The 26,530-nt window shown below is 41.2% G+C and carries 24 protein-coding genes; 20 read left to right on the top strand and 4 right to left on the bottom strand.

Annotation, left to right across the window (positions count from 1 at the left end):
• Window positions 1-276 precede the first annotated feature (276 nt).
• Entirely contained in the window at window positions 277-1,965 is a 1,689-nt protein-coding gene (ezrA, locus tag A361_RS22395) for a septation ring formation regulator EzrA (RefSeq protein ID WP_009333308.1), read from the top strand.
• A gap of 325 nt (window positions 1,966-2,290) precedes the next feature.
• Here ezrA and brnQ read toward each other — a convergent pair whose 3' ends face one another.
• On the bottom strand, window positions 2,291-3,634 hold the full coding sequence (gene brnQ, locus A361_RS22390) for a branched-chain amino acid transport system II carrier protein (RefSeq protein WP_019383057.1): 1,344 nt from the start codon (window positions 3,632-3,634) through the stop codon (window positions 2,291-2,293).
• 333 nt (window positions 3,635-3,967) lie between these two features.
• On the opposite strand from brnQ, the gene A361_RS22385 reads away from it, so the two are divergent.
• The 6 genes from A361_RS22385 to rarD all read left to right on the top strand — a co-directional run bounded on the left by A361_RS22385 (window position 3,968) and on the right by rarD (window position 11,622).
• Window positions 3,968-5,113 (top strand): cysteine desulfurase family protein, encoded by a 1,146-nt coding sequence (locus A361_RS22385; protein WP_019383058.1) that lies wholly within the window; start codon window positions 3,968-3,970, stop codon window positions 5,111-5,113.
• On the top strand, window positions 5,113-6,318 hold the full coding sequence (gene thiI, locus A361_RS22380; RefSeq protein WP_175502144.1) for a tRNA uracil 4-sulfurtransferase ThiI: 1,206 nt from the start codon (window positions 5,113-5,115) through the stop codon (window positions 6,316-6,318). The genes A361_RS22385 and thiI overlap by 1 nt, the downstream gene beginning before the upstream one ends.
• 320 nt (window positions 6,319-6,638) lie before the next feature.
• Entirely contained in the window at window positions 6,639-6,842 is a 204-nt protein-coding gene (locus tag A361_RS22375) for an alpha/beta-type small acid-soluble spore protein (protein WP_009333300.1), read from the top strand.
• 174 nt (window positions 6,843-7,016) lie between these two features.
• Window positions 7,017-8,606 carry an acyl-CoA synthetase MbcS gene (gene mbcS, locus A361_RS22370; protein ID WP_019383059.1) on the top strand — a complete coding sequence of 530 codons (1,590 nt, stop codon included), beginning with the start codon at window positions 7,017-7,019 and terminating at the stop codon, window positions 8,604-8,606.
• Between the two features lie 358 nt (window positions 8,607-8,964).
• Window positions 8,965-10,560: an amidohydrolase gene (locus tag A361_RS22365; RefSeq protein ID WP_009333296.1), complete on the top strand. Its 1,596-nt coding sequence runs from the start codon at window positions 8,965-8,967 to the stop codon at window positions 10,558-10,560.
• Window positions 10,561-10,689: 129 nt separating this feature from the next.
• Window positions 10,690-11,622, top strand: a complete 933-nt coding sequence (gene rarD, locus A361_RS22360; RefSeq protein WP_026041818.1) for an EamA family transporter RarD — start codon at window positions 10,690-10,692, stop codon at window positions 11,620-11,622.
• A gap of 140 nt (window positions 11,623-11,762) precedes the next feature.
• Here rarD and A361_RS22355 read toward each other — a convergent pair whose 3' ends face one another.
• Window positions 11,763-12,563 (bottom strand): NAD kinase, encoded by an 801-nt coding sequence (locus A361_RS22355; RefSeq protein WP_019383061.1) that lies wholly within the window; start codon window positions 12,561-12,563, stop codon window positions 11,763-11,765.
• 258 nt (window positions 12,564-12,821) lie between these two features.
• Here A361_RS22355 and sppA point away from each other — a divergent pair, with 258 nt between their 5' ends.
• The 9 genes from sppA (at window position 12,822) to A361_RS22310 (ending at window position 20,687) form a co-directional block, all read left to right on the top strand.
• Complete coding sequence (gene sppA / locus A361_RS22350) at window positions 12,822-13,832, top strand: signal peptide peptidase SppA (protein ID WP_019383062.1); 1,011 nt, start codon at window positions 12,822-12,824, stop codon at window positions 13,830-13,832.
• Between the two features lie 15 nt (window positions 13,833-13,847).
• On the top strand, window positions 13,848-14,435 hold the full coding sequence (locus tag A361_RS22345) for an RDD family protein (RefSeq protein WP_019383063.1): 588 nt from the start codon (window positions 13,848-13,850) through the stop codon (window positions 14,433-14,435).
• Window positions 14,436-14,519: 84 nt separating this feature from the next.
• Window positions 14,520-15,215 (top strand): DUF2953 domain-containing protein, encoded by a 696-nt coding sequence (locus tag A361_RS22340; protein ID WP_009333286.1) that lies wholly within the window; start codon window positions 14,520-14,522, stop codon window positions 15,213-15,215.
• Window positions 15,216-15,232: 17 nt separating this feature from the next.
• Window positions 15,233-15,697: a GerW family sporulation protein gene (ytfJ, locus tag A361_RS22335; RefSeq protein WP_009333284.1), complete on the top strand. Its 465-nt coding sequence runs from the start codon at window positions 15,233-15,235 to the stop codon at window positions 15,695-15,697.
• A gap of 127 nt (window positions 15,698-15,824) precedes the next feature.
• Entirely contained in the window at window positions 15,825-16,325 is a 501-nt protein-coding gene (tpx, locus tag A361_RS22330; protein ID WP_009333282.1) for a thiol peroxidase, read from the top strand.
• Between the two features lie 129 nt (window positions 16,326-16,454).
• Complete coding sequence (locus A361_RS22325; protein ID WP_009333280.1) at window positions 16,455-17,438, top strand: class I SAM-dependent methyltransferase; 984 nt, start codon at window positions 16,455-16,457, stop codon at window positions 17,436-17,438.
• A 529-nt stretch (window positions 17,439-17,967) separates the two neighbouring features.
• The gene (locus tag A361_RS22320; protein ID WP_009333278.1) at window positions 17,968-19,155 is read left to right on the top strand and encodes an acetate kinase; all 1,188 of its coding nucleotides are present in this window, start codon (window positions 17,968-17,970) and stop codon (window positions 19,153-19,155) included.
• Window positions 19,156-19,293: 138 nt separating this feature from the next.
• A complete protein-coding gene (locus tag A361_RS22315) occupies window positions 19,294-20,133 on the top strand; it encodes an EcsC family protein (RefSeq protein WP_009333276.1) in 840 nt (279 codons plus the stop codon).
• Window positions 20,134-20,174: 41 nt separating this feature from the next.
• On the top strand, window positions 20,175-20,687 hold the full coding sequence (locus tag A361_RS22310; protein ID WP_019383064.1) for a MogA/MoaB family molybdenum cofactor biosynthesis protein: 513 nt from the start codon (window positions 20,175-20,177) through the stop codon (window positions 20,685-20,687).
• 237 nt (window positions 20,688-20,924) lie between these two features.
• On the opposite strand, the gene A361_RS22305 is transcribed toward A361_RS22310, so the two are convergent.
• The gene (locus tag A361_RS22305; RefSeq protein ID WP_009333272.1) at window positions 20,925-21,239 is read right to left on the bottom strand and encodes a hypothetical protein; all 315 of its coding nucleotides are present in this window, start codon (window positions 21,237-21,239) and stop codon (window positions 20,925-20,927) included.
• Window positions 21,240-21,480: 241 nt separating this feature from the next.
• Between A361_RS22305 and pbp4b the strand changes: the two genes are divergently transcribed.
• The 3 genes from pbp4b to argH all read left to right on the top strand — a co-directional run bounded on the left by pbp4b (window position 21,481) and on the right by argH (window position 25,661).
• A complete protein-coding gene (gene pbp4b, locus A361_RS22300; RefSeq protein WP_019383065.1) occupies window positions 21,481-22,872 on the top strand; it encodes a penicillin binding protein PBP4B in 1,392 nt (463 codons plus the stop codon).
• A 189-nt stretch (window positions 22,873-23,061) separates the two neighbouring features.
• Window positions 23,062-24,270 (top strand): argininosuccinate synthase, encoded by a 1,209-nt coding sequence (locus tag A361_RS22295; protein WP_009333268.1) that lies wholly within the window; start codon window positions 23,062-23,064, stop codon window positions 24,268-24,270.
• Window positions 24,267-25,661, top strand: coding sequence for an argininosuccinate lyase (gene argH / locus A361_RS22290; protein ID WP_019383066.1), 1,395 nt, complete (start codon window positions 24,267-24,269; stop codon window positions 25,659-25,661). The genes A361_RS22295 and argH overlap by 4 nt, the downstream gene beginning before the upstream one ends.
• Before the next feature lie 38 nt (window positions 25,662-25,699).
• On the opposite strand, the gene A361_RS22285 is transcribed toward argH, so the two are convergent.
• Entirely contained in the window at window positions 25,700-26,155 is a 456-nt protein-coding gene (locus tag A361_RS22285) for a universal stress protein (RefSeq protein WP_009333264.1), read from the bottom strand.
• Between the two features lie 109 nt (window positions 26,156-26,264).
• Between A361_RS22285 and A361_RS30630 the strand changes: the two genes are divergently transcribed.
• Window positions 26,265-26,432, top strand: coding sequence for a hypothetical protein (locus tag A361_RS30630; RefSeq protein ID WP_009333262.1), 168 nt, complete (start codon window positions 26,265-26,267; stop codon window positions 26,430-26,432).
• Window positions 26,433-26,530 lie beyond the last annotated feature (98 nt).

The raw sequence follows: 26,530 nt of genomic DNA, 5'->3' as shown, positions 1-26,530 counted from the left end.
TAAAAAGCGAATTGTTTGTATTTGAACAGTTCATATAGTTCAATAAAAAATACGGATGTTCCAGTTATTTTCCGAAAATAGCAATTTAGACAAGATATAAAAGAAGAAATTCATAAAAATATGAAATAAATAGTCAAAAAATGTCGTTTACATGGTATCATAAAAGCATTGAAAATAACATGTGAAAATGAAGAAACGCCTGCGGGCATTTGTTATTTCTTAAATAAAAACTTTACATATACATATTGGCTCGGGAACAGAACAGGGGGCTTTAAAATGGAATACATAATTGGAGTTATAGTCATTCTTTTATGCCTATATCTCACGGGTTATTTTTTAAAGAAAAAACATTATAAGGAAATTGACAGGCTGGAAACATGGAAGATGGACATAACGGATCGCCCAGTTCTAGATGAGATGTCAAGAGTGAAAAAGCTTAATATGACGGGCCAGACAGAAGAATTATTTGAGCGATGGAGAAATGAATGGGATGAAATCGTAACTTCACAGCTTCCTGATGTGGAGGAATTGTTATTTGATGCTGAAGAGAGCATCGATAAATACCGCTTTAAGAATTCCCAGGAAGTTCAGCAGAGAATAGAGAAGAGATTAACTGAGATTGAAGAAAGCATAAAAAATCTGCTGAGTGAATTGAATGAGCTGGTAGGCAGTGAAGAAAAAAATAGAGCGGAAATTGAAGAACTGAAAGAAATGTATCGCCAATGCAAAAAGTCTCTGCTTGCGCATCGCCATACATTCGGTAAATCAGAAAAAATTCTTGAAGAACAGCTGGATGAAGCATTGGCCAAATTTGAAGAATTCGATGAGAAAACCGAGAAGGGCAATTACCTTGAAGCTCGTGAAACCCTTCTAGTGATCAAAGCGCTGCTTGAGGATTCTCAGGCTAAAATGGAAGCTATTCCAAACCTGATGGTTGAGTGTCAATCCAAGATCCCTTCCCAGCTGGAAGAGTTAAGGGAAGGGTACAAGGAAATGCTGGATCAGGGGTATCTGCTTGATCACCTTCAACTAGATAAAGAAATTGAGAGGCTTGAAGAACAAGTAACAGGATATGCCGGCTCCATTGATCAGGCGCAAATCGAGGAAGTTCAAAAAGGGGTCGAAGAGATTAAAGATAATATTGAACTTCTGTATGATCTGCTCGAAAAGGAAGTACATGCCAGACATTACTTAAGCCAGCAGGATGATGCAACAAGAAACATGCTTTATAATAATAAAGATATGAATAATCAGCTTAAGACAGAGATAACGGCTATCCGTCATAGCTATCATGTTCCAGATAAGGATCTGGAAATTCAAATCCACCTGGAGAAAAAAATAACTCAGCTCTTCAAAAAATTCGAAGTGCTGGAGCATAAGATTAATAACGGGAGTACTCCCCATACTGTCTTGAGAGAAGAACTTGCTGAAATCAAGGAACACATTGAGGAAATTTCAGATGAGCAGACAGCCTTTGCGGAAATGCTCCAGGCCTTAAGAAAAGACGAGATGTCTGCCAGGGAAAAAGTCAAAGAGTTAAGCAAGAAAGTGGCAGAAACGATAAGGCTTATCTCCAAAAACAATGTGCCCGGTGTTTCCCAGGAATATAAATATTTGATCCAGGATGCGAAAGAAAGCATAGATAATGTGCTGGCTAAACTCGATGAGAAACCATTGAATATTCCTGCGGTTCAGCAATATCTTGAAGTTGCTGTGCTTACTGTTGATAAGGCTGCTGATTCAGTGGGTGATATGATTGAGACGATTCTTTTAGCAGAGAAAGTCATTCAATATGGAAATCGGTACAGAAGCAGATATCCATCTATTGATAAAGGGTTAAAGGAAGCAGAAGCTTCATTCAGAAGCTATGAATATAAAACAGCACTGGAGCAGGCTGCAGCTTCGATCGAAGAGGTCGAGCCGGGTGCGATCAAGAGAATAGAAGAAATAATAACTGAGCACTAAAAAACCAGATCCGATTGGATCTGGTTTTTTGTTGTCTGGTAATTTATAAAATATATCGTTGTAAATAACTTTAATGAAAAATTATCTGCATTTAGCTCCAGCGCCTAGCTCCCGGGTCATAAGCCAAATCACTCCAGAAATGAGGACAAGGAACCGCTTCGTCAGCGATACATCGCCCGGCCAAAGCGAGCTTTAGGAGGTTTCCTGTGTGATTCGGTCTTATGCCTGCGGGACTTGCACAGGATAAGCCGGCTTTAACGTTCGCCACCGGACGTGGCGGTTTTTAGTTGAAGTTCATCCATCAAGGCGCTTCCGCCTTTGGTCTTTAGTCATTTACTGCAATTGGCTTTTTAGCTTCTCCGAAAGCCATTGCCAGGAAGTAACCTATAACAGCTCCTGCAATGGCAGGTACAATCCAGCCGATTCCCTCAGCAAAGAATGGCAGGAATTGCAATGAGTCTGTGATGACGGATACATCCATTCCAGCAGTTTTTAACCCATCCACAATGCTAATTAAGCCTGTGGGAATTAAAGCCCCTATATATACCGCCGAGTATCCATTAAACGCATTGTGCATAAAAGAAAGCAGAATCAGCACGATGGCCAGAGGATAAATTATGATTAAGATTGGCAATGAAAGTTGAATCAGCTGAGTTAAACCAATGTTTGCAACCACCATGCTGAACAGCGAAAGAATGATGACAATGGTTTTATAAGGTACTTTTGGGAGCAGTTTATGAAAGTACTGCGCACAAGCGGAAACGAGTCCGACAGACGTTGTAAGGCATGCTACCGTAATGGCCAGCCCAAGGATCAATGCTCCAGCAGGTCCAAATAGGTACTGAGAAGCAGAGGATAGGATAGCGCCGCCATTATCAAGTTGACCTATAGCTTCCATACTTGATGCCCCAATATACGCAAGGGACAAGTATACTGCCGCAAGACCAGCAGCTGCTATAAGTCCGGCTGTAATGCATATTTTCATAAGTGAATGTTTATTTGTCACACCCATGCCCTGTATTGAACCAATAACAATAATACCGAATACCAAAGCTGCAATTGTATCCATAGTCAGGTAGCCTTCAATGAAGCCTTTAAAGAACGGCCCCTCTGCATATGCTCCCATTGGCGCTTTTAATTCGCCCATTGGAGTAATGATGCTTTTAATAACCAGAACAGCAAGGATTATGAGGAGTGCAGGCGTGAAAATATTCCCGATTCTATCCACTAACTTCGATGGATTCAAAGAAAGCCATGCTGTTATGCAAAAGAAGACAATGGTATAAGCCAATAAAGAGTAAGTGCTATTGAAAGCGGTTTCAGACAAGAACGGAGTAATCCCTATTTCATAAGCAACGGTTCCGGTACGCGGAATTCCGAAAAATGGTCCTATGGCTAAGTACATAATAATCGTGAAAATAATTCCATATAAAGGGTGTACCCGGCTCGCAATCGTTTGTAAATCTCCATTTTTGGCAATGGCAATAATGCCTAATAGCGGCAATCCGACCCCTGTTATTAAAAAACCGATAATAGCAGTCCATACATTCGTGCCGGCAGATTGTCCCAGGAATGGAGGGAAAATCATATTCCCTGCCCCAAAGAATAGAGCAAATAACATGAGTCCGACGGCGAGAATTTGTTTTGGTGCCAATGTTTTATTCTCCATATATATCCTCCTGAAAATGGTTCCATATCTTAATGTTTAGAACATTTTCATATTAGCACAGGTGCTAAAAAAAATGTCGAAAAAATACGAAGTCTTAATATTAAGTATTTTATGATAATAAACTGGAGCTGTCCTTTACTCACAGTGCAATATTATCAGCTTTCCACGGGGGCAGCAATTCATTCATTTGGTTAAACTGCACAAACTTGAATAACTTAATAGTAAAGAAATGAATATTTAAAAACAAAAGCTTTAATTACATTTCCAATCTTACGTGGTTATGATATGATTTACAGTTGGCTAAAGGGTTTTCGGAACGGAAAGGAGAAGTCCGTGATTTATTTTGATAACAGTGCAACGACAAAACCATATAAAGAAGTGCTTGAATCTTTTATAAAGGTTTCTTCAGAATACTTTGGGAATCCCTCTTCCCTGCATGAATTCGGCGGAAAAGCAGAGAGGCTGCTGATGCAGGCACGTGAGCAAATTGCTCATCTGCTGAATGTTAAGCATAATGAGGTGTATTTTACATCCGGAGGGACAGAGAGCAATAATCTTGCAATAAAAGGAACGGCTCTAATGCATAGGAAAAGAGGCCGCCATATTATCACAACTGGATTGGAACATGCTTCAGTGAAGGAAGCGATGGATCAGCTGATGGAATTGGGCTTCAGCATCTCCATCATTGCACCGGATAAAAACGGTATTGTCCATGCTGAAGACATTGAAAAGGAAATTACACAGGAAACTATTTTAGTCTCTGTCATGCATGTAAACAATGAAATTGGTTCCATTCAGCCAATAAAGAAAATTGGAGAGATGCTGAAGAAGCATTCGCGAGTGTTATTTCATGTAGATAATGTCCAGGGAATCGGCAAGGTTCCTCTTGATCTTTATCAAGCAAGTGTGGATCTGTGTACGATTTCGGCTCATAAATTCCATGGTTTGAAGGGGAATGGGGTTTTGTTCATTCGTGATGGTCTTCGTCTTTCACCGTTATTATCCGGGGGCAATCAGGAATGGAAAATGAGAAGCGGCACAGAAAATGTAGCTGGCATTGTAGCAATGGCAAAGGCACTAAGGCTGACAATAAATAATATGGAAAGGCGTTTAAGCCAGATTATATCTATTAAAAGGTATATTTCTGAAGAAATGAATAAAATCGAGGGTATTACTGTCCATACCCCCGAAAAAAACTCTGCTCCTCATATTGTGAATTTTTCCATAGAAGGATTCAAAGCAGAGGTGTTTGTCCATGCTTTAGGAGAGCGCGGGATATATATATCAACTACAAGTGCCTGCTCTTCAAAGAAAGCTGCTGCCAGCAGCACCTTGATTGCTATGGGAATTCCTGAAAAAAATGCGAAAAGTGCAGTCAGGATCAGCTTATCTTATGATAATACAATGGAAGAGGCAGAGGTTTTTGTTGAGGCAGTAAAAGAGACCGTTATAAGGCTAAGAGAGGTTATGAAATCATGATAAATTATGATCGTATACTTATACGATATGGAGAAATCTCCACAAAAGGCAGAAACCGGAATAAGTTCGTGGATAAATTAAGAAAAAGCATATTCGATGTGCTCAATGAATTTCCCGGGATCAAGATAGAATCTACAAGAGACCGAATGTACGTTGTTTTGAATGGGGCAGATGGCAGAGAGGTTTCTGATCGACTTAGGGGCATCTTTGGCATTCAGTCTTTCAGTCCTGCTGTTAAAACCTCTAAAGATATCGAAGAAATGAAGGCAGCAGCATTGGCGTTATTTTTAAAACATTTTGAAGAAGGAAAGACTTTCAAAATTACGGCTAAGAGAGCGGATAAAAGCTTCCCTTTAAATACGGATGAACTGAATCATGAATTTGGCGGACACCTCCTGCAGAATGTGGCGGGTCTAAAAGTGAACGTAAAAAAACCGGATATAAATCTGCAAATTGAGGTTCGCGAAGAAGCGGCTTATTTATCATGCGAAACCATTCAGGGGGCTGGCGGACTTCCTGCAGGTTCCAGCGGAAAGGCCATGCTTATGCTCTCTGGAGGAATTGACAGTCCGGTAGCAGGTTATTTGTCCATGAAGAGAGGATTGGAAATTGAAGCTGTCCATTTTCACAGCCCGCCTTTCACGAGTGAGCGTGCAAAGCAAAAAGTAATTGATTTAACTGAAAAACTTGCTAATATTGCTGGAACCGTTGTACTCCATATAATCCCATTTACAGAGATTCAGCAGCTGATCCATCAGCAGGTTCCATCGAATTATACGATGACAGCTACAAGGCGATTGATGCTCCGGATCACTGATGAAATCCGCAATAAAAATGATGGTCTAGCCATCATCACTGGGGAAAGCCTTGGACAGGTAGCCAGCCAGACTCTCGAGAGCATGTTTGCCATTAATGATGTGACAACAACACCTATCCTTCGGCCTCTTATCACAATGGATAAATCAGAAATCATCGAGATTGCCCAAAGCATTGATACCCACGATATATCCATCAGGCCATTTGAAGATTGCTGTACCGTTTTTGTCCCATCATCACCAAAAACAAAACCAAAACGCGACAAAGTCCGCCGCTTCGAAAGCTTTGTTGACTTCGAACCGCTCATCGCAAAAGCAGTTGAGGATACCGAAAAGATGGTTATTAAGCCTCAATCGCGTAATGCAGAGTCTTTTGGGGAGTTATTTTAATCTAAATTCAGGTTAATTGTTAAATACAAGTTTTATTACGGGAGCCTACCGCAGGACATTGAATACACTTACCCGAATGAACACCGTACGAAGAAAATGCGTCAGCATTTTTCGAGGAGCAAGCCCCCTCCGCTACAATCAACTCAGCGCCTTCCCGCTGAAAGCAAGTGACCCGTGCTGAAATCAACGCAATTCATCTATATGCCAAAACAGTAAATGTTAAATTTAACTTCGAAAAATAATACAACAATTACCAATTAATTAGTGTATATGGCCATGTGATTCTACACATTCTATACTCACAAGGAGGTGAAAATCACATGGCAAACAACAACAACTCAAACCAACTTCTAGTTCCTGGAGTACAACAAGCTCTTGACCAAATGAAGTACGAAATCGCTACTGAATTCGGTGTAAACCTTGGTGCTGAAACTACTTCTCGCGCTAACGGTTCTGTAGGTGGAGAAATCACTAAGCGTTTAGTTCAAATGGCTGAACAGCAATTAGGCGGTTTCCAAAGATAATTAAATAATATGGCTACAAGGAGCAGGAATTATTCCTGCTCCTTATTTTTGCGCAAAAATTATTTTTCAAAAAATAAATAATTTAAAATTTTATAATAATTTAGTATAATAATTTCTATAGACTACGCATCCGAGTTAAGACACCAGTATTTGAAATTGTCAGGGGGAGATTTAATGAAACGGGAAGACTTAATTGCACCGGAGAAATACAATCTCGTATCAGAAATGGAGCGGTTTGCCGGAGATAAGGACAAACTTGCAATAAAGTGGGAAAATGAGCTGGGAGAAAAGAAAGAGATTACATACAGTGAACTGATCCTTAATGCAAATAGAATTGGAAACGTTTTCTTGGAAAATGGTCTGAATAAAGGGGATGTTATTCTGATCATTGTTCCAAGACTGATTGAAGCGTATCAGGTTTACGTTGCATCACTAAAAGCCGGAATTGTCGTCATACCAAGTTCAGAAATGCTTCGCTCGAAAGATCTGCAATACCGGATTAATCATGGGGATGTAAAAGGTATTGTAAGTTATTATCCATATGTTGACCAATTTGAAGATATTAAGGAAGCTGCAGACCTGCCGAAGTTTGTGATAGGCGGAAACGCAGATGGCTGGACCCAGCTGGATGAGGAAATGAAAAAGGCATCCGATGAACTTTCTTTGGCTGACACCTCCCGGGATGACATGGCGTTCCTTTCATATACATCAGGAACAACAGGAAATCCTAAAGGTGTAGTACATACACATGGCTGGGCATTTGCTCACCTTAAAACAGCAGCACCGAACTGGCTATGCATTAATGAAGGCGATACAGTATGGGCAACGGCAGGCCCTGGCTGGCAAAAGTGGATCTGGAGCCCTTTCCTTTCTGTTCTGGGTTCTGGTGCTACCGGAATTGTCTACAATGGAAAGTTCGAGCCGAAGAAATATTTGCAGCTGTTAGAGGATTACCAGGTAAACGTACTTTGCTGTACGCCTACTGAATACAGGCTGATGGCAAAGGCAGAAAATATTCATGAATACAGGCTGCCGGCGCTTCATAGTGCTGTTTCAGCAGGAGAACCGCTAAACCGCGAAGTGATTGATACATTCAAAAAGCATTTTAACGTAAATGTCCGTGATGGGTATGGCCAAACAGAAAATACCCTGCTGGTCGGCATTACGAAGGATATGGAGTTAAAAGCAGGTTCAATGGGCAAACCGACCCCAGGCAACAGAGTTGACATTATCAATGAAGAAGGTGATGTATGTGCTGTTGGTGAGGTAGGAGATATCGCTGTCCATGTCGAAACTCCTGCGCTCTTCAAAAATTATTATAAAGATCCGGAAAGAACAGCTATGCAATTCCGCGGTGATTACTATATTACCGGAGATAAAGCAAAGAAAGATGAAGATGGCTATTTCTGGTTTGAAGGACGCGGTGATGATATTATTATCAGTTCAGGCTATACGATTGGACCTTTCGAGGTGGAAGATGCGCTTGTAAAGCACCCGTATGTAGCTGAATGTGCAGTTGTGGGGAGTCCGGATGAAGTGCGCGGATTAATCGTTAAAGCATTCGTTGTATTAAGAGAAGGTGTGGACCAAAGCGATCCTAATCTTGTTTCCCAGCTGCAGGAACATGTAAAAGAACTGACAGCTCCTTATAAATACCCTCGGAAAATTGAATTTCTGTCAGAGCTTCCTAAGACCACTTCAGGAAAAATCATGCGTGTGGAATTACGGAAAAAAGAAGCGGAAACTGCTTCCGCACAAAACTGAATGTGTAAAAATGCAGGCGGGAATTCCGCCTGTATTTTTGTTATACTATGGTAAATGTGAACTTTTAGTTTATCGCAGGCTTAAGGGCAGTAAGACCCCTACTTTAACACTCAGAGTGATCAATGGAGGATTGGTTGGGGGCAGACTGCCCGTAAAGGCCCGATAGAAGAACAAAGACTAAGAATGCCACGTCCTCCCAAAAGCTACCGCTTTCGGTTGTGCGATGTATCGCTGCAGCAGCTTTCCTTGTCCTGTGGCAACGTCTTTGTGACCCGCTTCCTGTGGGCCTCAACTAACAATCAGTGGAAAAAAGATCCCCGCTGATTGAAGTTTCACTCTATTAAAGGAGAAAAGATTTATGGGAACGCTTTGGCATGGGGGCTCGATTTATACCCTTCAGCAGGAAGGTCATCAGATAGAGGCCGTTTTTACAGAAGGAAGCCAAATTATTGAAATTGGCGCGTTGAGAGATTTAAAAAGCAAATATAAAGAAGAGATTCAAAATGAGATAGATCTGCAGGGAAGCACCATGCTGCCGGGATTTGTGGATAGCCATATGCATCTAATCGGGCATGGTGAAAGGTTAATAAGGCTCGACTTATCTAAGCACACATCAAAGCATGAAGTTCTTATGGCTGTAAAGGAATTTTCAGAGACCATAGAAGAGGGAGAGTGGGTCATTGGGGAAGGCTGGAATGAAAATTTATGGGATCAGCCGGAACCTATTTATGCCTCAGAACTTGATCAATTTGTTCCAAAGCATCCTGTCATGCTGAAACGTGTGTGCAGACATGCCCTTGCAGTGAACTCCCTTGGATTAGAAAAAGCAAACATTACTGCAGATACAGAATGTCCTCCAGGAGGAGTAATCGATAAAGATGAATCTGGGAAACTAAATGGACTTTTGAAAGACCAGGCCCAGGAGCTTTTATTTAATGTGATGCCGGCTGTATCAGAAAGCTATTTAAAGAAGGCGCTTCATGCTGCCATTAAAGATGCCTATAGGCTTGGGCTGACAGGAGGACATACTGAGGATCTCAATTATTACGGAGGATTCAGCCAAACTTATCAGGCTTTCAAGCAGGTAATAGAGGCGGATGGTCTATCTTTCCGTGCACATCTGCTTGTTCATCATGGAGTTGCGGATGAAATGAAGGAATCTGGCGGAGGCTATTTAGAGGGAAGTAACCATATAGAGTTTGGAGCTATGAAGATATTCGCCGATGGAGCCCTGGGCGGAAGAACAGCTTTATTAAGTCATCCGTATGCAGATGACCCATCCACTTCGGGAGTTGCCATTTATTCACAGGAGCAGCTTGATGAATTAGTGGAGAAAGCCCGCAAGCATGAATTGCCGGTTGCCGTCCATACGATTGGGGATTTGGCATTTGAAATGGCATTAAATGCGATAGAAAAGCATCCACTGGAAGGTTTGGGGCGAGACAGGCTGATTCATGCACAAATTTTGCGCAAAGAACTTATAGACAGGGCTAAAAAACTGCCTTTAATTATTGATATCCAGCCAAGATTTACAGCTTCTGATTTTCCATGGGTGATTGACCGGATTGGTGAAGAACATATGGAGTACTGTTATGCATGGAAGACACTTCTGAAAGAAGGGATACATTGTGCAGGAGGTTCTGATGCACCGATTGAACCGGCCAATCCGTTCCTTGGAATTCATGCGGCTGTTACAAGAACAAATATAGATGATCCGCATAATACAGTCTATTATCCAAGTGAAGCGTTAACTGTTTATGAAGCAGTAAGCTTATTCACAAAAGGCAGTGCATATGCTGCATCCCATGAAAATGATAGAGGTATTATAAAAGAAGGATATCTGGCAGATTTCACAATATTAAATGAAGATATCTTTAAAATGCCAATAGGGCAAATTGCTGCCATTTCAGTTAACAAAACCGTTATTGACGGAATAATAGTATACGAAGCATAAGTGAAAGTGCCAGGCACCTATTCAGCAGGTGCCTGGCACTCGTTTTAGCAGAAAAAATGATTGCAAACATTTTTATCGCAGATTTATAATATAAATATTTCGATACTAGAAAGAATTGAGGAAATGGCAATGAAAAATAATGAAGTGCAAACGGGAGCTCTATACGCAGGGTTTGCTTACTTTTTATGGGGTATTCTCCCGGTTTATTGGAAGTTTTTAGATCACGTCCAAGCAGATGAGATTTTGGCAAACAGGATTTTTTGGTCATTTTTCTTTATGCTGATGATTTTGCTGGCATCAAAGAAATGGAATGATTTTGCTGCAACAATGAAAGGATTTAAAACAAATAGAAAGCAGCTCTACGCCCTTATAATTGCCTCCATTCTGATCAGCACCAACTGGTTTTTATATATTTGGGCGGTCAATAACGATCAGATGATTGAGGCTAGTCTTGGCTATTATATTAACCCGCTCGTAAGTGTGATTCTGGGAATGGTGGTTTTTAAAGAGAAATTATCAACTGCGCAATATTTATCTTTTGGATTTGCGTTTGCAGGGGTTTTGATTTTGACTGTCAGCTATGGGCGGTTTCCCTGGATAGCCATTGTCCTTGCTTTATCCTTTGGTCTTTATGGGCTTGCCAAAAAGCTTATAAAGGTGGATTCAGCAGTTGGGTTAACGCTTGAAACACTTGTAGTGACCCCGATAGCATTTATTTATATGATTATTCTTTTCATGGATGGCAAACAGGCATTCCTGCATGTTTCGCTAAGCTCCGACTTGCTCCTTATAGGAGCAGGCGCAGCCACAGCAGTACCGCTATTGTACTTTGCCAAAGGGGCACAAAAGATACCGATGTCCATGCTTGGGTTTCTGCAGTATATTGCGCCGACAATTACATTGATTCTGGGGATCTTCGTTTATCATGAACACTTTACAAAGCTTCACTTGCTTTCCTTTATGTTTATTTGGCTGGCCTTAACGATTTACTCTGTTTCAAGAACAAAACTCTTTGCCCATTGGGAAACAAAACTAAAACGCGGAAAAGGTATTGGCATATAGAAAAAGAGTTTCGCACCATCTTGCGAAACTCTTTTTTTATAAAAATTAGAAAGTATAAAGTTTTGAACGCCAGGCTGTCTAGCGCAAGCAGCCTACCCCCCCTCGAGGTGCCTGGGGTGGGAAAGGCCCTTCCGCTTTTCTTATAAAAATGTCCTCTTAACCTTTTCCCAAAAGGAATTGTCTTTCAGTTTTACGGTTTTAATGATTTTGTCGCTAAGTTTAATATCAATCTTTTCTACATGCTGAATGCTGAGGGCTTCGTTGTCCATTCCCATTGTAGGGTGGTCGTTGCCATCTTGAACCACCTTTAGGGTCAGCTTTCTGTTTCCGCTCAGGATAAAGGAAGATCCGAGCGTGCGATAGCGATTATTATTCAGTGAAGCGAGTTCGCTCACCTGCATGCAGGGAAGCAGCGGGTCAACAACAGCTCCATTTACAGATTTATTATAAGCCGTGCTTCCAGTTGGGGTGGCAACAATCATTCCGTCCCCGCGGAACGTTTCAAAATGAAAACCATCGATAAAGACATCGATTACAAAAGTTTTAATGATGGCAGAACGGATGCTGAATTCATTTAAGCACTGAAACGATGTCTGGTCATCAACCGTAACATCTATAGTGGGATAGCGTCTTACTTCTACTTGTTCATTTGTCATTGCCTCTACCATTTTCGCGGTATCATCGAGATGGAAATCACAGTACAGGCTCAGGCTGCCAGTCGTTGAAATCCCGGCATACAAACAATCATCCCTATAGCCAGTTTTACGAACTGCCTGCAAAAACGTTCCGTCTCCCCCGATGCTTACAATGATATTGGCTTGTTTGAAGTCATTAACGATGGTAAAGGCATGCTCTTCAGCCAGGCTATAAAGCGGTGCTACTTTCTCCATCGTTGCTTCATCTTTTTTGTGATAAAAGTATATATTGCGTCTTTCAGGCATATTCATTCCTCCAAACAGTAATAAAGGTTGTGGAATTCCAGGGGGAAATGTCCTTGGGGATTTTCTTTCCCAAATAATTCATATTTTGCTATGATTATGGTTGCCTGAGTTCAGTTTACCTTTTTTTGAAACATTTTAAAAGTTTATACGTATGAAGAATATGTGACGAATAGGTTTTCTGGGAATCATAATCGGTCAAACAAGGTACAAGGCGGCTGGTTATGTAAGGAGAAAGCATATTAAAAGGAGGATTTCACAATGAATGGAAAACGTTGGGCTGCACTGGGAATAGCAGCAGGTCTGTTTGTTTTTTCTGTTGTGCTGAACTTTGTAACTGCATTTGCATTTACAGATTTTGAAAGCTCGGTAAATGAACTGTTTGCAGGAAGCAATGAAGCGTTTTTGGAAGAAGTCATTGAAGAGGGAAATGCACAGAAAAAGATAGCCGTGCTTGATGTAAATGGAGTGATTCAGGATACTGGAGATGCAGCTTCTTTATTTGCAAGCCCGGGATATAATCACAAAGGATTCATGGATAATCTTGAATATGTGAAAGAAGACGGCACAGTAAAGGCGATTGTCATTAAGGTTAATTCTCCAGGCGGAGGAGTAGTGGAAAGCGCCGAAATACATGATAAGATTATTGAAATTCAAAAAGAAACAAAGAAGCCAGTATACATATCAATGGGGTCCATGGCTGCATCCGGAGGCTATTATATATCCGCTCCGGCTGACAAGATATTTGCGAGCCCTGAGACAATGACCGGTTCGCTGGGTGTTATCATGCAGGGCTATAATTATGCAGGGCTTGCTGAAAAATATGGTGTCGAGTTTGTAACGATTAAGAGCGGGCCGTATAAAGATATTATGAGCCCTACCAGAGATATGACAGATGAGGAAAGAAAAATCCTTCAATCCATGATTGATAATTCATATGCAGGGTTTGTTAAAGTCATCTCGGAAGGACGCGGACTAACTGAGGCACAGGTGAAGGAAATTGCTGATGGCCGTATTTATGACGGACGGCAGGCGAAAGAACTAAATCTAATCGACGGTTTTGGCTATGCCGATGATGTAATCGAACAATTAAAGAAAGACCATAAATTAGATGGTGCCCAGGTTGTTAAGTACACTGAGAATTTTGGGTTCGGCTCCATGTTCAGCATGGGGGCGCGAAAAATCATGGGGGATGACCTGGAAATGGCAGGGATGATGAAATTGTTATCTCAGCCAAACTCACCGCGTTTAATGTATCTTTATGCTGAATAGGGAGGGGGAGAGAAAATGACTTCAAATGAACAGAATGAAAGAGAGCTTGCCCGTCCTGTATCATTGCAGGGTGAAGGCAGGAATGAGTCATCCTCTGATGAAGCAGCTCCTGCTGTTAACGAAACGATTACACAAGCAGAAACCCTCCCCATTCAGAAAACTGGGGAACCAATCAGGTTTGCCGGGTTTTGGATGAGATTTTGGGCTTATCTTTTAGATTTAATTGTGGTTGGCAGTGTTGACCGGATATTGATTAATCCAATTTTTAGGGCGCTGGATATTCCTCTGCATGAAAGCAATTTGTTTGCTCCGATTTCGATAGCTACTGCCATTACGTTTTATGCCTATTTTGTGCTGATGACAAAGTTTTTTGGCCAGACACTCGGTAAAATGGTATTTGGTTTAAAGGTAGTAAATCTTAAAGGAGAGAAACTGACATGGAGCACAATTTTGTTCCGTGAATGGATCGGCCGCTTTATATCAGCGACCATTTTTGTCGGGTATGTGATTGTAGCATTCCTGCCGAAGAAACAGGGGCTGCATGACCTTTTTGCAGAAACCTCTGTAGTTCATGAAAGGCAAAAAGAACAAGTCTATAATTGAAAAAAAGGAAGCCTGTCACCGCTTGGTGGCAGGTTTATTTTTTTTCAGTTGGGCATAATACAATGCTGAAAGGGTGTGAAAAAAGTGAAGTGGCTTCTGATTGCCGTAATTGCCCTCATACTTCTTTTAATTCTAATCATGGCAACAAAACTAAAGATATATATTCATTTTTACCATGGTAATGATAATGACCATTTAAAAATCCAATTTAAAGCCTGGTTCGGCCTAATCAGATACAAAATAGAAGTCCCTCTAATAAAACTTGATGATAACTCGCCAACTCTTGTTGTTAATGAAAAGACAGCTGCTGGACCACAGGAGGATGCTCCTAAACAGGATACAAAGCAATTCTCCGCAAAAGATCTTATTAATAGTTTGCATGATACGAAATCAATAATAAATCATATCGTGTCTATTCACAAAATAATACGGAAATTTCTAAAGCGTGTGACTATCCGGAATCTTGAATGGCATACATTTGCTGGCCTTGGGGATGCAGCCCATACGGGAATGCTAACTGGAGCTCTCTGGGCGATAAAAGGGAGCATTCTTGGATTAATAAGTCATTATATGAAGCTGAAAACGCCTCCCAGCATCACTGTAACTCCCCATTTCCAATTTTCCGTTTCACAAACAGCCATTTCATGTATGATTCATTTTCGTGTCGGGCATGCTATGTTAGCAGGAATTAAACTGATCAAATATTGGAAAGGCGGACGGCCCGACTTCAGGACAAAGCCGCTTTCTGCCTTATCTGATGATGGTACTAAAACTGTCTAAAAAAGGAGGAGCAATGAATGTCTGACCATCCTATTCAAGGTCTTATGACTACTGCCATGGAAAACCTGAAAGAGATGATTGATGTTAACACCATAATTGGGGATCCAGTAGAAACCCCTGATGGAAGTGTAATTTTAACCGTTTCAAAGGTCGGCTTTGGTTTTGCCGCAGGAGGAAGCGAATTCATGCTTGATGGACAATCAGGCGAGGAAAAGGGCCACCCGTTTGGCGGCGGAAGCGGCGGCGGTGTCTCCATCACTCCAATCGCCTTTTTGATTGTCAATTCTCAAGGGGTGAAAATGGTTCATCTGGATGAAAGCACTCATTTATATGAGAAAATTCTTGACCTTGCTCCACAGGCCGTCGATAAAATTCAGCAAATGTTCAACAAGAAAGACGGAGGAACCGGCAATCAGCAAAGCCAGCCTCAGAGTCAAAACAATGATGAGTACAGCGGCAAGAAACAAGACCTTGATATTTAAGAGAAGGAAGTTAACTTTCCCAGGGAGAGTTAACTTTTTTCTTGGAATGTATCCTTAATAATTGCAAAAAAGATTCTGAAAAGATATGATTTACACTGTACATAAGTGATTAAGGAGGACGATTTAAATGGCATCTATTACGTTCAAAGGAAATCCTGTAACATTGCTGGGCAATGAAGTAAAAGTTGGAGATAAAGCTCCTGAATTCAAGGTGCTGGCAAATGATCTTTCTGAAGTAACACTTGCTGATTCAAAAGGGCAGGTGCGTCTAATCAGCGTAGTTCCTTCTATTGACACGGGAGTTTGTGATGCACAGACACGCCGTTTTAACGAAGAAGCTTCCAAGCTTGACAATGTTAAGATTCTTACTGTAAGTGTGGATCTTCCATTTGCTCAAAAACGCTGGTGTGCAGCAGCAGGCATTGAAAATGTTCAAACCGTTTCTGATCACCGTGACCTTTCTTTCGGAGAAGCTTATGGGGTTGCCATCCAGGAACTTCGCCTATTGGCTCGTGCCGTTTTTGTTGTCGATTCAAATGACACAGTTACATATGCGGAATATGTAAGTGAAGCAACAGATCATCCAAACTATGAAGCGGCCGTGGAAGCTGCTAAGCAGGCGAAATAATCATAGAATATTGAAAGCTCCGGATTTGGTCCGGGGCTTTATTTTTTTACTTCCCTTCAGCACCAAACTTGTGAATGAAACAAAAGCCCGTTAAAATAGGAAAAAGAATAAGGACGGGAGGAATAAGCTGTGAAAATAACTCCGGTTGAGGATTTATTTACCATTTTAAATGAAACGGCTACGATTATGCAGGAAGAACTGCATTCTACATACCTTGAAGCTCTTGCAGAAACAGGAGAGAATTTATTCCATGAAAGCATTCTTCAGGATGAGCTAAGCGAATTAACAGTAAAAAGGCTTAGGAAGAGTTATGAATCAATTAACTTAAGCAGCTACTCAAAAGAAGAGATTAGAAAATCCTTTCAGCTTGCCATATTAAAAGGCATGAAAGAAAATGTACAGCCTAATCATCAAATGACTCCTGATGCAGTGGGCATGCTAATGGGGTATCTAGTCGAAAAATTCATTCAGGAAAAAAGTTTCCGCCTGCTGGATCCTGCAGTAGGAACAGGAAATTTATTGACAACTGTAATGAATCACCAAAAGGATAAAACGGTTGAGGCAACTGGGATTGAGATTGACGACTTATTAATTAAGCTTGCTTATATAAATGCCAATTTACAGGAGCATCCCATTCAATTTTTTAACCAGGATAGCCTTGAGCCCCTGTTTATAGAAGCTGCTGATGCTGTAGTGAGTGATCTGCCTATTGGCTATTATCCGAATGATGTCCGTTCAGCTGAGTATAAGTTAAAAGCAGATGAGGGACATTCCTATTCCCATCACTTATTTATTGAGCAGAGCATGAATCATGTGAAATCTGGAGGTTATTTATTTTTCATCATTCCAAATGGGCTGTTTGAAAGTGAACAGGCACCAAAGCTGCATGAATTCATTAAGGAAACTGCCTATATTCAAGGTTTGGTCCAGCTGCCGCTTACCATGTTCAAAAATGAAAAAGCTGCCAAAAGCATATTTATCCTTCAGAAAAAAGGGGATGGAGTCACTCCACCTAAGCAGGCTCTGCTGGTCAACTTGCCCAGCTTGTCCAAAACAGCAGAAGCTGAAAAAATTCTCAAGAAAATTGATGTCTGGTTTAAAGAAAGCAAATAAGGATAAACGAAAAGAAGCCGTGCATTTGCCGGCTTCTTTTTAAATGTATGGAAAGTATAATTTTTACACATTGATAACTGTCTAGCGCAAGCAGCCTACCCCTCGAGGTCACAAGCCGTTTCCTTTCAGAAGGAAGAGCGCCTTTCTTACAGCAACCGTCATATGCCTATCGTCCCTGGGCAGTTTCCTCCACATTTCGGGGGAATCCTCACAAAAAGGCAAAGGACGCCTTTCCGAGAGGCACGTCTTGTGCATGTCCGGGGTGGGCAAGGCGCTGCCGCTTTTCTTTAAATATAGGGAAGTATCAGAAAATATTTAATTTATCATGAAAACGATACCATTGCAAGGTGCTTCTTGAAATGTATTGCTTACAGTGTTTAAATGGGAAATTGAGAGATATTAATTGTGGCCGATGCACAGAATAAAGTTGTATTACTTTTAGTGTCGTATCACACATTGTTATATAAAAGTATGGGTTTGGAGAGACAATGAAGTCCCTTTGAACATCTTCTAAAGGAGCGGTAGCTTTATGGCAAAAATCATAGCAATCAATGCCGGCAGTTCTTCGTTAAAATTTCAATTATTTGACATGCCGAGTGAAGAGGTTATTACCAAAGGATTAATCGAGCGTATTGGGCTGGATAATGCAGTCTTCAATATCTCTGTAAATGGAGAAAAAATCAAGGAAGTAACGGATATACCTGATCATGCAGTTGCGGTTAAAATCCTGCTTGATAAATTAACAAATCTTGGGATTATTAAATCTCTTGATGAGATCGAAGGAATTGGCCATCGTGTAGTACACGGCGGTGAGGCATTCAACGATTCTGTAGTCATTACGGATGAAGTGCTTGCGAAAATAGATGAACTTTCTGAACTTGCACCCCTTCATAACCCGGCTAATATTACGGGAATTAAGGCATTCCAGCAGGTTCTTCCAAATGTGCCTGCAGTGGCGGTATTTGATACAGCATTTCATCAGACGATGCCTGAAAGCTCATTCCTATATAGTCTGCCATATGAGTATTATGAAAAGTATGGCATCCGCAAGTATGGATTCCATGGCACTTCACATAAATATGTATCAGAGCGTGCTGCAGAAATGCTTGGCCGACCGCTTGAACAGCTTCGCCTCATCTCCTGCCATTTAGGGAATGGAGCGAGTATTACAGCTATTGAAGGCGGAAAGTCAATCGATACCTCCATGGGGTTCACTCCGTTAGCGGGTGTTACAATGGGTACGCGCTCAGGTAACATTGACCCTGCACTTATTCCATTCATTATGGAAAAGACGGGTAAGAATGCAGATGAAGTTCTTGACGTTCTAAATAAAAAGAGCGGTATGCTGGGTGTTTCCGGATTCTCCAGTGATCTTCGCGATATTGAAGTTCAAGCTGTTGAAGGAAATGAAAGAGCAGAATTGGCTCTTGAAGTATTCGCAAACAGAATCCATAAATATATCGGATCCTATGCATCCCGCATGTATGGCGTAGATGCGATCATCTTCACAGCCGGAATCGGTGAGAATAGTGATGTCATCCGTGATCGTGTTCTTCAGGGGCTGGAATTCATGGGCGTATACTGGGATCCTGCATTAAATAAAGTACGCGGTGAAGAAGCATTCATTAACTACCCTCATTCACCAGTTAAAGTCATGATTATCCCGACAAATGAGGAAGTCATGATTGCACGTGATGTTTTGAGATTGTCTAAATAACATTCATAACAAGGCAAGGGCTAACGCTCTTGTCTTTTTGTTTTTATCGAGATTTAGTCCCCGCCAGGCGGAAGGAGAATTCATCATCTGCTTATGCTATACTGAGTCCAAGAAAAAAATGTTTTGGGAGGAATTGCGATGCCATTGAACGAACGGGAAGAAAGTGTTTTGACCGGTATTCAGGAGTGGGAGAACAAGCTGTTAAATTATGAGCCCAATGATTTGGAAATGGTTTATGATAAATCATTGGAAAGGTCTTTCTCACTACTGCCTGAAGAAGTTCAGCAGCAATTTTTTTCAGCAATGGATAGCTGGCTGTTTCATCTTCATGCGCTTATTCAAGGCTCACAGCTTCAAATGGATGCGAAAGAGCGCATTTTGACAGCAGGCCGTGTTTTTCATTCTGATATTGAAACGATTGAAGACCTTAAGCAATTGACTATCGACCAGCTTCAATACATAGCTCAGCAGCAGATTGCCCGGCATCGTCTTTATTCTTTTGCGCAAGGCGGCATTGCAGGTTCAGGCAGCTCACTCATGCTGGGTACAGATATTCCTGCTATGGCGGTTATTAATCTTCGTGCCGTCCAGCTGATTGCCATGACCTATGGTTTTGAAGTCAATACTCCATTCGAAATGATGAGCTCTCTTAAGGTTTTTCACGCAGCCACACTGCCGCCGCGCATGCAGGGCAGTGCTTGGGAAGAATTAAAGAACGAGCTGAAGAATCAGGAAGAATTCTATTTTTATGAGGGAAAAGAAGAATTGACTGATATAACCTGGGTTGAGCAGCCAATGAAGCAGCTTTTTAAAGCGATGGCTATTTACTTTTTTCGGAGAAAATCCGTTCAAGGAATTCCTTTCATCAGCATGGCCATTGGAGCCGGGACCAATTATCAGCTGACAAGAAAAGTAACAGATTTCGCTCATAAATATTATCAAATGAGATATTTGCATAGAAAAAACAATCAGCAGTAAACTCCCGGATAACTATGATTTATAAGCAAAGGTGATGCCAAATGAGTACATTCGAGCATAAAAAAGAAGCGCCAAAAGAAGTTAGATGCAAAGTGGTCACCGTGAGTGATACGAGAGATAAAGAAACTGATAAAAGCGGAAAGCTGATGATCCGCCTGCTGGAAGAGGCAGGACATGTCATATCTGACTATGAAATCGTCAAGGATGAAGGAAGTCTCATTCGCCAGGCCGTATTAAAAGGTTGTGAAAACCCCGGCATTGATGCTGTACTTACAAATGGAGGCACTGGAATTGCGTTAAGGGACGTGACTATTGAGACAGTAAGACAATTATTTGATAAAGAAATGGACGGATTCGGCGAATTGTTCAGAATGCTAAGCTATACGGAAGATATCGGGTCTGCGGCCATTCTTTCACGAGCTGCTGCAGGCACAGTTCAAAATAAAGCAGTTTTCTCAACACCAGGATCATCAGGGGCAGTTCGCCTTGCGATGAATAAGCTGATTTTGCCTGAACTCGGGCATATCGTCAGGGAACTAAGGAAAGATTTATAAAGGGCAAAAAAACCTTTCCTCCGCGGAAAGGTTTTTTTGAAAAGAGAAGGAAGTATCATTTTGAACTTTGAGAACCGTCTAGCGTAAGCAGCCCTCCCCCCTCGAGTTGACGCAGGACAAGGAAGGCTTCGAAAGGCTTCGGCAGCAAAAACATCGCGACCGAAAGCGGCGGCTTTTGAGAGGACGTGGCGTTCTTAGTCTGCATTTCTTCCTGGGCAAGGCGCTTCCGCTTTTCTATTATGAATGCATTTTCCCTGTAATATCCTGATTCGTTCGATACCATAGCCACAGATCATTTATGACTGATGCCAGTTCTGAAATTTCACTGTTAAGTCTGCATGATCTTTCGAAATTGCCCTCATCTGATAGCTCAGCCTGTTTCCTGTTGATATCCGCTTCAAGCTCTGCGATGCGGTCAGGAATCCTGCCTCTTATTTTTTCCCACTGAAACAGGATCATCTGCTGTGTTTTTGGTGAATATTCATCCCAATCCCGGTCAAAGGCCGGTATAGGAATGCCAAGACGACGATTATGTGAAAAATGCTCTTCCATTATGAATCCCCCAAACGATAATCTTGTTTTTATTTTACTATAAAGGTGTTTATGGTGCATGGATGTTTTAGTATTCAATCTTTTTTGCAGATACTATTATGGGACTAATGTGAAAATAAATGAACTTGGTTCACAAGTACTGATTTAATAGAAAGGCTATGGGATTGGTTTGCAGATTTAATAGAAATCGAATAGTATATTTATTATTAAGAATATTTAATTATTTTAAAGGGGGGAGAATATGAAAAGGTTTATAACACGCTTAACAGTTTTAGGCCTGGTGTTGAGTTTGCTTTTGCCTTATCCCATTGCAGCCTTAGGAGTGGAATTGGGCACAACAGATAGCAGCAGTTCAGAAGAGCAAGTCTTTAAACATAAAAAACCATTAGAATATCCAACCTTGTCAAAAGCAAAGCGCCCCGAGGATGCAGGCTTTTCTTCCAAAAGGCTCAAAGAGGTTGATAAGCTGATCGAGGGAGAAATAGAAAATGGTTTTCCAGGAGCAGCTTTAGTCGTAATTAAAGATGGAAAGATTGTTAAAAACTCCGCATATGGTTCAGCCAAAATATTTGATAAAACTGATCCATTAACTCACCCGCAGAAAATGAAGACAAAAACCATGTTTGACTTAGCATCAAACACGAAAATGTATGCCGTTAACTTTTCACTGCAGCATCTTGTCACTGAAGGTAAGATCAATCTTGAAGAAAAAATTCAGCATTATTTTCCTGCATTTAAAGATTCAGCGGACGATGAAATAAAAGGGAAAGGTGAACTCCGGATAATCGACTTGCTTCATCATACTGCCGGATTTCCTTCAAGCATCCATTATCATAATCCTGAAAGGGCGGGAGAATTGTATTCCCAGGAACGCAGTAAAACGCTTTCCATGATTTTAAAAACTCCCCTTCAGTATGAACCTGGCACCAAACAGGTTTACAGTGACATTGACTATATGCTGCTGGGATTTATTATTGAAAAAATAACGGGAATGCAGCTGGACCATTATACTGAGAATCATATCTATAAGCCCTTAGGGTTAAAGCATACTTTATTTAATCCGCTCCGCAAGGGTTTCAAAGAAAAGGATTTCGCTGCAACTGAATTACACGGCAACACCAGGGATGGGGTCATTTCCTTCCCTAATATCCGGATCTATACTCTCCAGGGAGAGGTTCATGATGAGAAGTCTTTTTATTCAATGGATGGAATATCCGGGCATGCTGGCCTCTTTTCCACAACTTCAGATCTTGCTGTCCTGATGCAGGTGATGCTTAATGATGGAGGCTATGGAAATGTAAAGTTATTTGATAAACGCACAATTGATGAGTTTGTAGAACCATATGATATGAACCCTACATATGGGTTAGGATGGCGTTTGAACGGAGATTCAAGTATGGAGTGGATGTTCAGCCAGTATGCCGGGAAAAAAGTTTTTGGACATACTGGCTGGACAGGAACGGTAACGGTGATAGACAGGGAAAATAATTTAGCTATCGCTCTCCTGACAAATAAAAAACATTCTCCAGTCATCGATCCATTAAAAGATCCGCATAAGTTTCAAGGTGACACATACAGCATCAGTCAATATGGAAGTGTAATTTCAGCGGTTTATGAAGCATTAAATGACTAAACTATTACAGGGCAAAAGCCAAAACGGGGCTTTTGCCTTTTTTGTTGGGAAAATTTTATTTATTTTTATACATTTTTTAGAATAAGTATTGATTTTTAAAGAAAAGGTTGTTAAAGTAAGAGAATAATAAATGAATAAAAACATAATTTAGTTGTATATTTATACGAGCAATCTAAGGAGGAAATATAAATGTCACAAAATAAAGTTGTTCTTGCATACTCAGGCGGATTGGATACATCAGTTGCGGTTAAATGGCTGCAGGATCAAGGTTATGCTGTTGTTGCTTGCTGCCTAGACGTTGGTGAAGGGAAAGATCTGAACTTTATCCAGAAAAAAGCTTTAACTGTGGGAGCTGTCCAATCTTATGTGATTGATGCAAAAGAGGAATTTGCTAATGAATATGCATTAATAGCGCTGCAGGCACATGCCTTATATGAAAATAAGTATCCATTAGTCTCTGCACTTTCACGCCCGCTGATCGCCAAAAAGCTTGTTGAAGTAGCAGAAAAAGAAGGTGCAGTAGCAGTCGCGCATGGATGTACCGGCAAAGGAAATGACCAGGTTCGTTTTGAAGTGGCAATTCAGGCCCTTAACCCTGATCTTCAAGTGCTGGCTCCGGTTCGTGAGTGGAGCTGGTCACGTGAGGAAGAAATTGAATATGCAAAACAAAACAATATCCCCATCCCAATTAATCTGGATTCTCCGTACAGCATTGATCAAAACTTATGGGGCAGAAGCAATGAGTGCGGAGTCTTGGAAGATCCATGGGCAGCTCCTCCGGAAGATGCATACGATCTTACTGTTTCTCTTGAAAAAGCACCTGATACACCTGATACGGTTGAAATCGGTTTTGAAAAGGGTGTTCCAGTCAGCTTGAATGGCAAAAGTATGAAGCTTTCCGAGCTTATTGCCGAACTGAATGAGGTTGCAGGCAAGCATGGAGTTGGGCGTATCGATCATGTGGAAAATCGTCTTGTCGGAATCAAATCCCGTGAAGTTTACGAGTGTCCGGGAGCAATGACACTCCTTAAAGCACATAAAGAGCTTGAGGATTTAACGATGGTAAAAGAATTGGCCCACTTTAAACCGGTTATTGAGAAAAAAGTGGCTGAGCTTATATACGAGGGATTGTGGTTCTCGCAGCTTAACAATGCTTTAACGGCTTTCCTGAAAGAGACACAAACCTTTGTTACAGGAACAGTGAGAGTGAAGCTGTTTAAAGGCCATGCGATTGTTGAAGGAAGAAAATCTCCTTATTCCCTATACGATGAAAAGTTAGCAACTTATACTTCTGATGATGAATTTGACCATAATGCGGCAGTAGGCTTTATTAAGCTTTGGGGATTGCCGACAAAGGTGCAGAGCATTGTTCAAAACAGCAAGAAGGTGACAGTGTGAAAAAGTTATGGGGAGGCAGATTCACAAAATCTGCTGAAGAATGGGTAGATGAGTTCGGAGCGTCAATTTCATTTGACCAGGAATTGGTTATGGAAGATATCGAAGGGAGCATGGCCCATGTTGCCATGCTTTCTAAAACAGGAATCATCACAGAGGACGAAGCTCAAAAAATCAAAACAGGCCTTCAGCAGCTTAAAGAGAAAGCTGCTAAGGGTGAACTGGCTTACTCAGTAAAGCTTGAAGATATCCATTTAAATCTTGAGAGTCATTTGACCGAACTGTCTGGGCCTGTCGGAGGTAAACTTCATACCGCAAGAAGCCGAAATGACCAGGTGGCAACAGATATGCATTTATACTTGCGAAAGCAGGTGGAGCAGATTGTTGAATTGATTCAGGAAATGCAGGAAGAGTTAATCATCCAGGCTGAAAATAATGTGGAAACTATCATGCCGGGCTATACTCATCTGCAGCGGGCACAGCCGATCTCCTTCGGCCACCATTTAATGGCCTATTTCTGGATGCTTGAGAGGGACAAAGAGCGTTTTTCTGAAAGCTTAAAGAGAATAAACTTATCTCCTCTTGGAGCAGGGGCTCTGGCTGGCACCACTTTCCCGATTGACCGTGAGTATACAGCTGAACTTCTGGGCTTTGAAGGCATCTATGAGAACAGCCTGGATGCGGTCAGTGACAGAGACTTTATTCTTGAGTTTTTATCCTCAAGCTCAATCCTGATGATGCATCTGTCTCGTTTAAGTGAAGAATTCATCCTTTGGTCAAGCCAGGAGTTTCAATTCATTGAACTGGACGACAGCTTTGCAACTGGCAGCAGCATTATGCCGCAGAAGAAGAATCCGGATATGGCGGAACTCATCCGCGGTAAAACCGGACGTGTATACGGTAACCTTATGGGGCTGCTGACAGTACTGAAGGGCCTGCCGCTAGCCTATAATAAAGATATGCAGGAAGATAAGGAAGGGATGTTTGACACTGTAAAGACAGTCACAGGTTCACTGAAAATCTTTGCAGGGATGATCCGCACCATGAAGGTTAAAACAGAGCAAATGGAAAAAGCGACTAAAAATGATTTTTCCAACGCTACTGAATTGGCGGATTATCTATCTGATAAAGGCATTCCATTCAGAGAATCACATGAGATTGTCGGGAAACTTGTTCTTGTCTGTGTACAAAAGGGATGCTTCCTTGGGGATTTGCCGCTTGATGATTTCAAGAAAGCCCATTCATTGTTCGAAGAAGATATTTATGAAGTACTGAATCCTTATACAGCTGTCAAAAGAAGAAATAGTGCAGGCGGAACAGGATTCAAACAAGTAAGCATCGCAATTGATAAAGCGAAGGAATCTCTCGGCATTAAAGAGTTTGTCAATAAATAATGAAAAAATGGCGCTGCGGAAGGCAGCGCCATTTTTTTCTATTCTTCATCTTCTTTATCCGTTCTGACAACGAGGACATCACAGCGGGCATAGCGGGTAATATGTTCAGATACACTGCCGATGATGAAACGTTCAACTGCGTTCATTCCTGTTGCACCGCAAATGATCAGGTCGACGCTGTGCTTTCTGGCAATATCCTTTGGAATTTTCACTTTTGGGGAACCATAATCGACTTCATATGTTACATTATCGATGCCTGCATCCATTGCTGTTCTTTTGTATTTTTCCATTAATTCAGTTGCGAAAAGGTCAGCCCTTTCAGCTATTGTGCGGTCATAGGCTTCAACAGTAGCAAAAGTGCGGGTATCAATGATATGTGCCAAGACAAGAGAAGCATTATTGCGCTTCGCAATTTCAATTGCTTTTTTAAAAGCCCATTCTGCTTCCGTTGAACCATCTACAGCGACTAATATGTTTTTATACTTCATGCCCATTTGTATCTCCTCCTTTACCTATATTATACAGCTGTAAAATCTGAATATCTGTAACAAAAAATCGAACAATAGTAAGGCTGATAAAAATATATTAAAGGAGCAGATGAGGATGGAAAAGCGAGAACCACAAGCAGGATCCGCATATTTTTTTGATGAGCAGGGTACAAATGAAGTTAGCGAACAAATTATGAATGCCTATAACAGCGGTGTTATTGATCAGCCGAATGCCGAGTTTGACATGAAAGCTCACGAACGGAATGAAGGCCATCTCCGATAAGAAAAAGAAGCAAAGCTCTCATTAATCATGAGAGCTTTTTAGCTGAGAATTAAGAATGCCGGAAAAAGTAAAAATGGGCAAAGGTTTTGTATACTTTT

Origin of the sequence: Cytobacillus oceanisediminis 2691 (assembly GCF_000294775.2) — a bacterium.
Lineage (GTDB): Bacteria > Bacillota > Bacilli > Bacillales > Cytobacillaceae > Cytobacillus > Cytobacillus pseudoceanisediminis.
The sequence above is the reverse complement of the archived record's forward strand: the minus strand, read 5'-3'. Positions and strand labels throughout refer to the sequence as shown.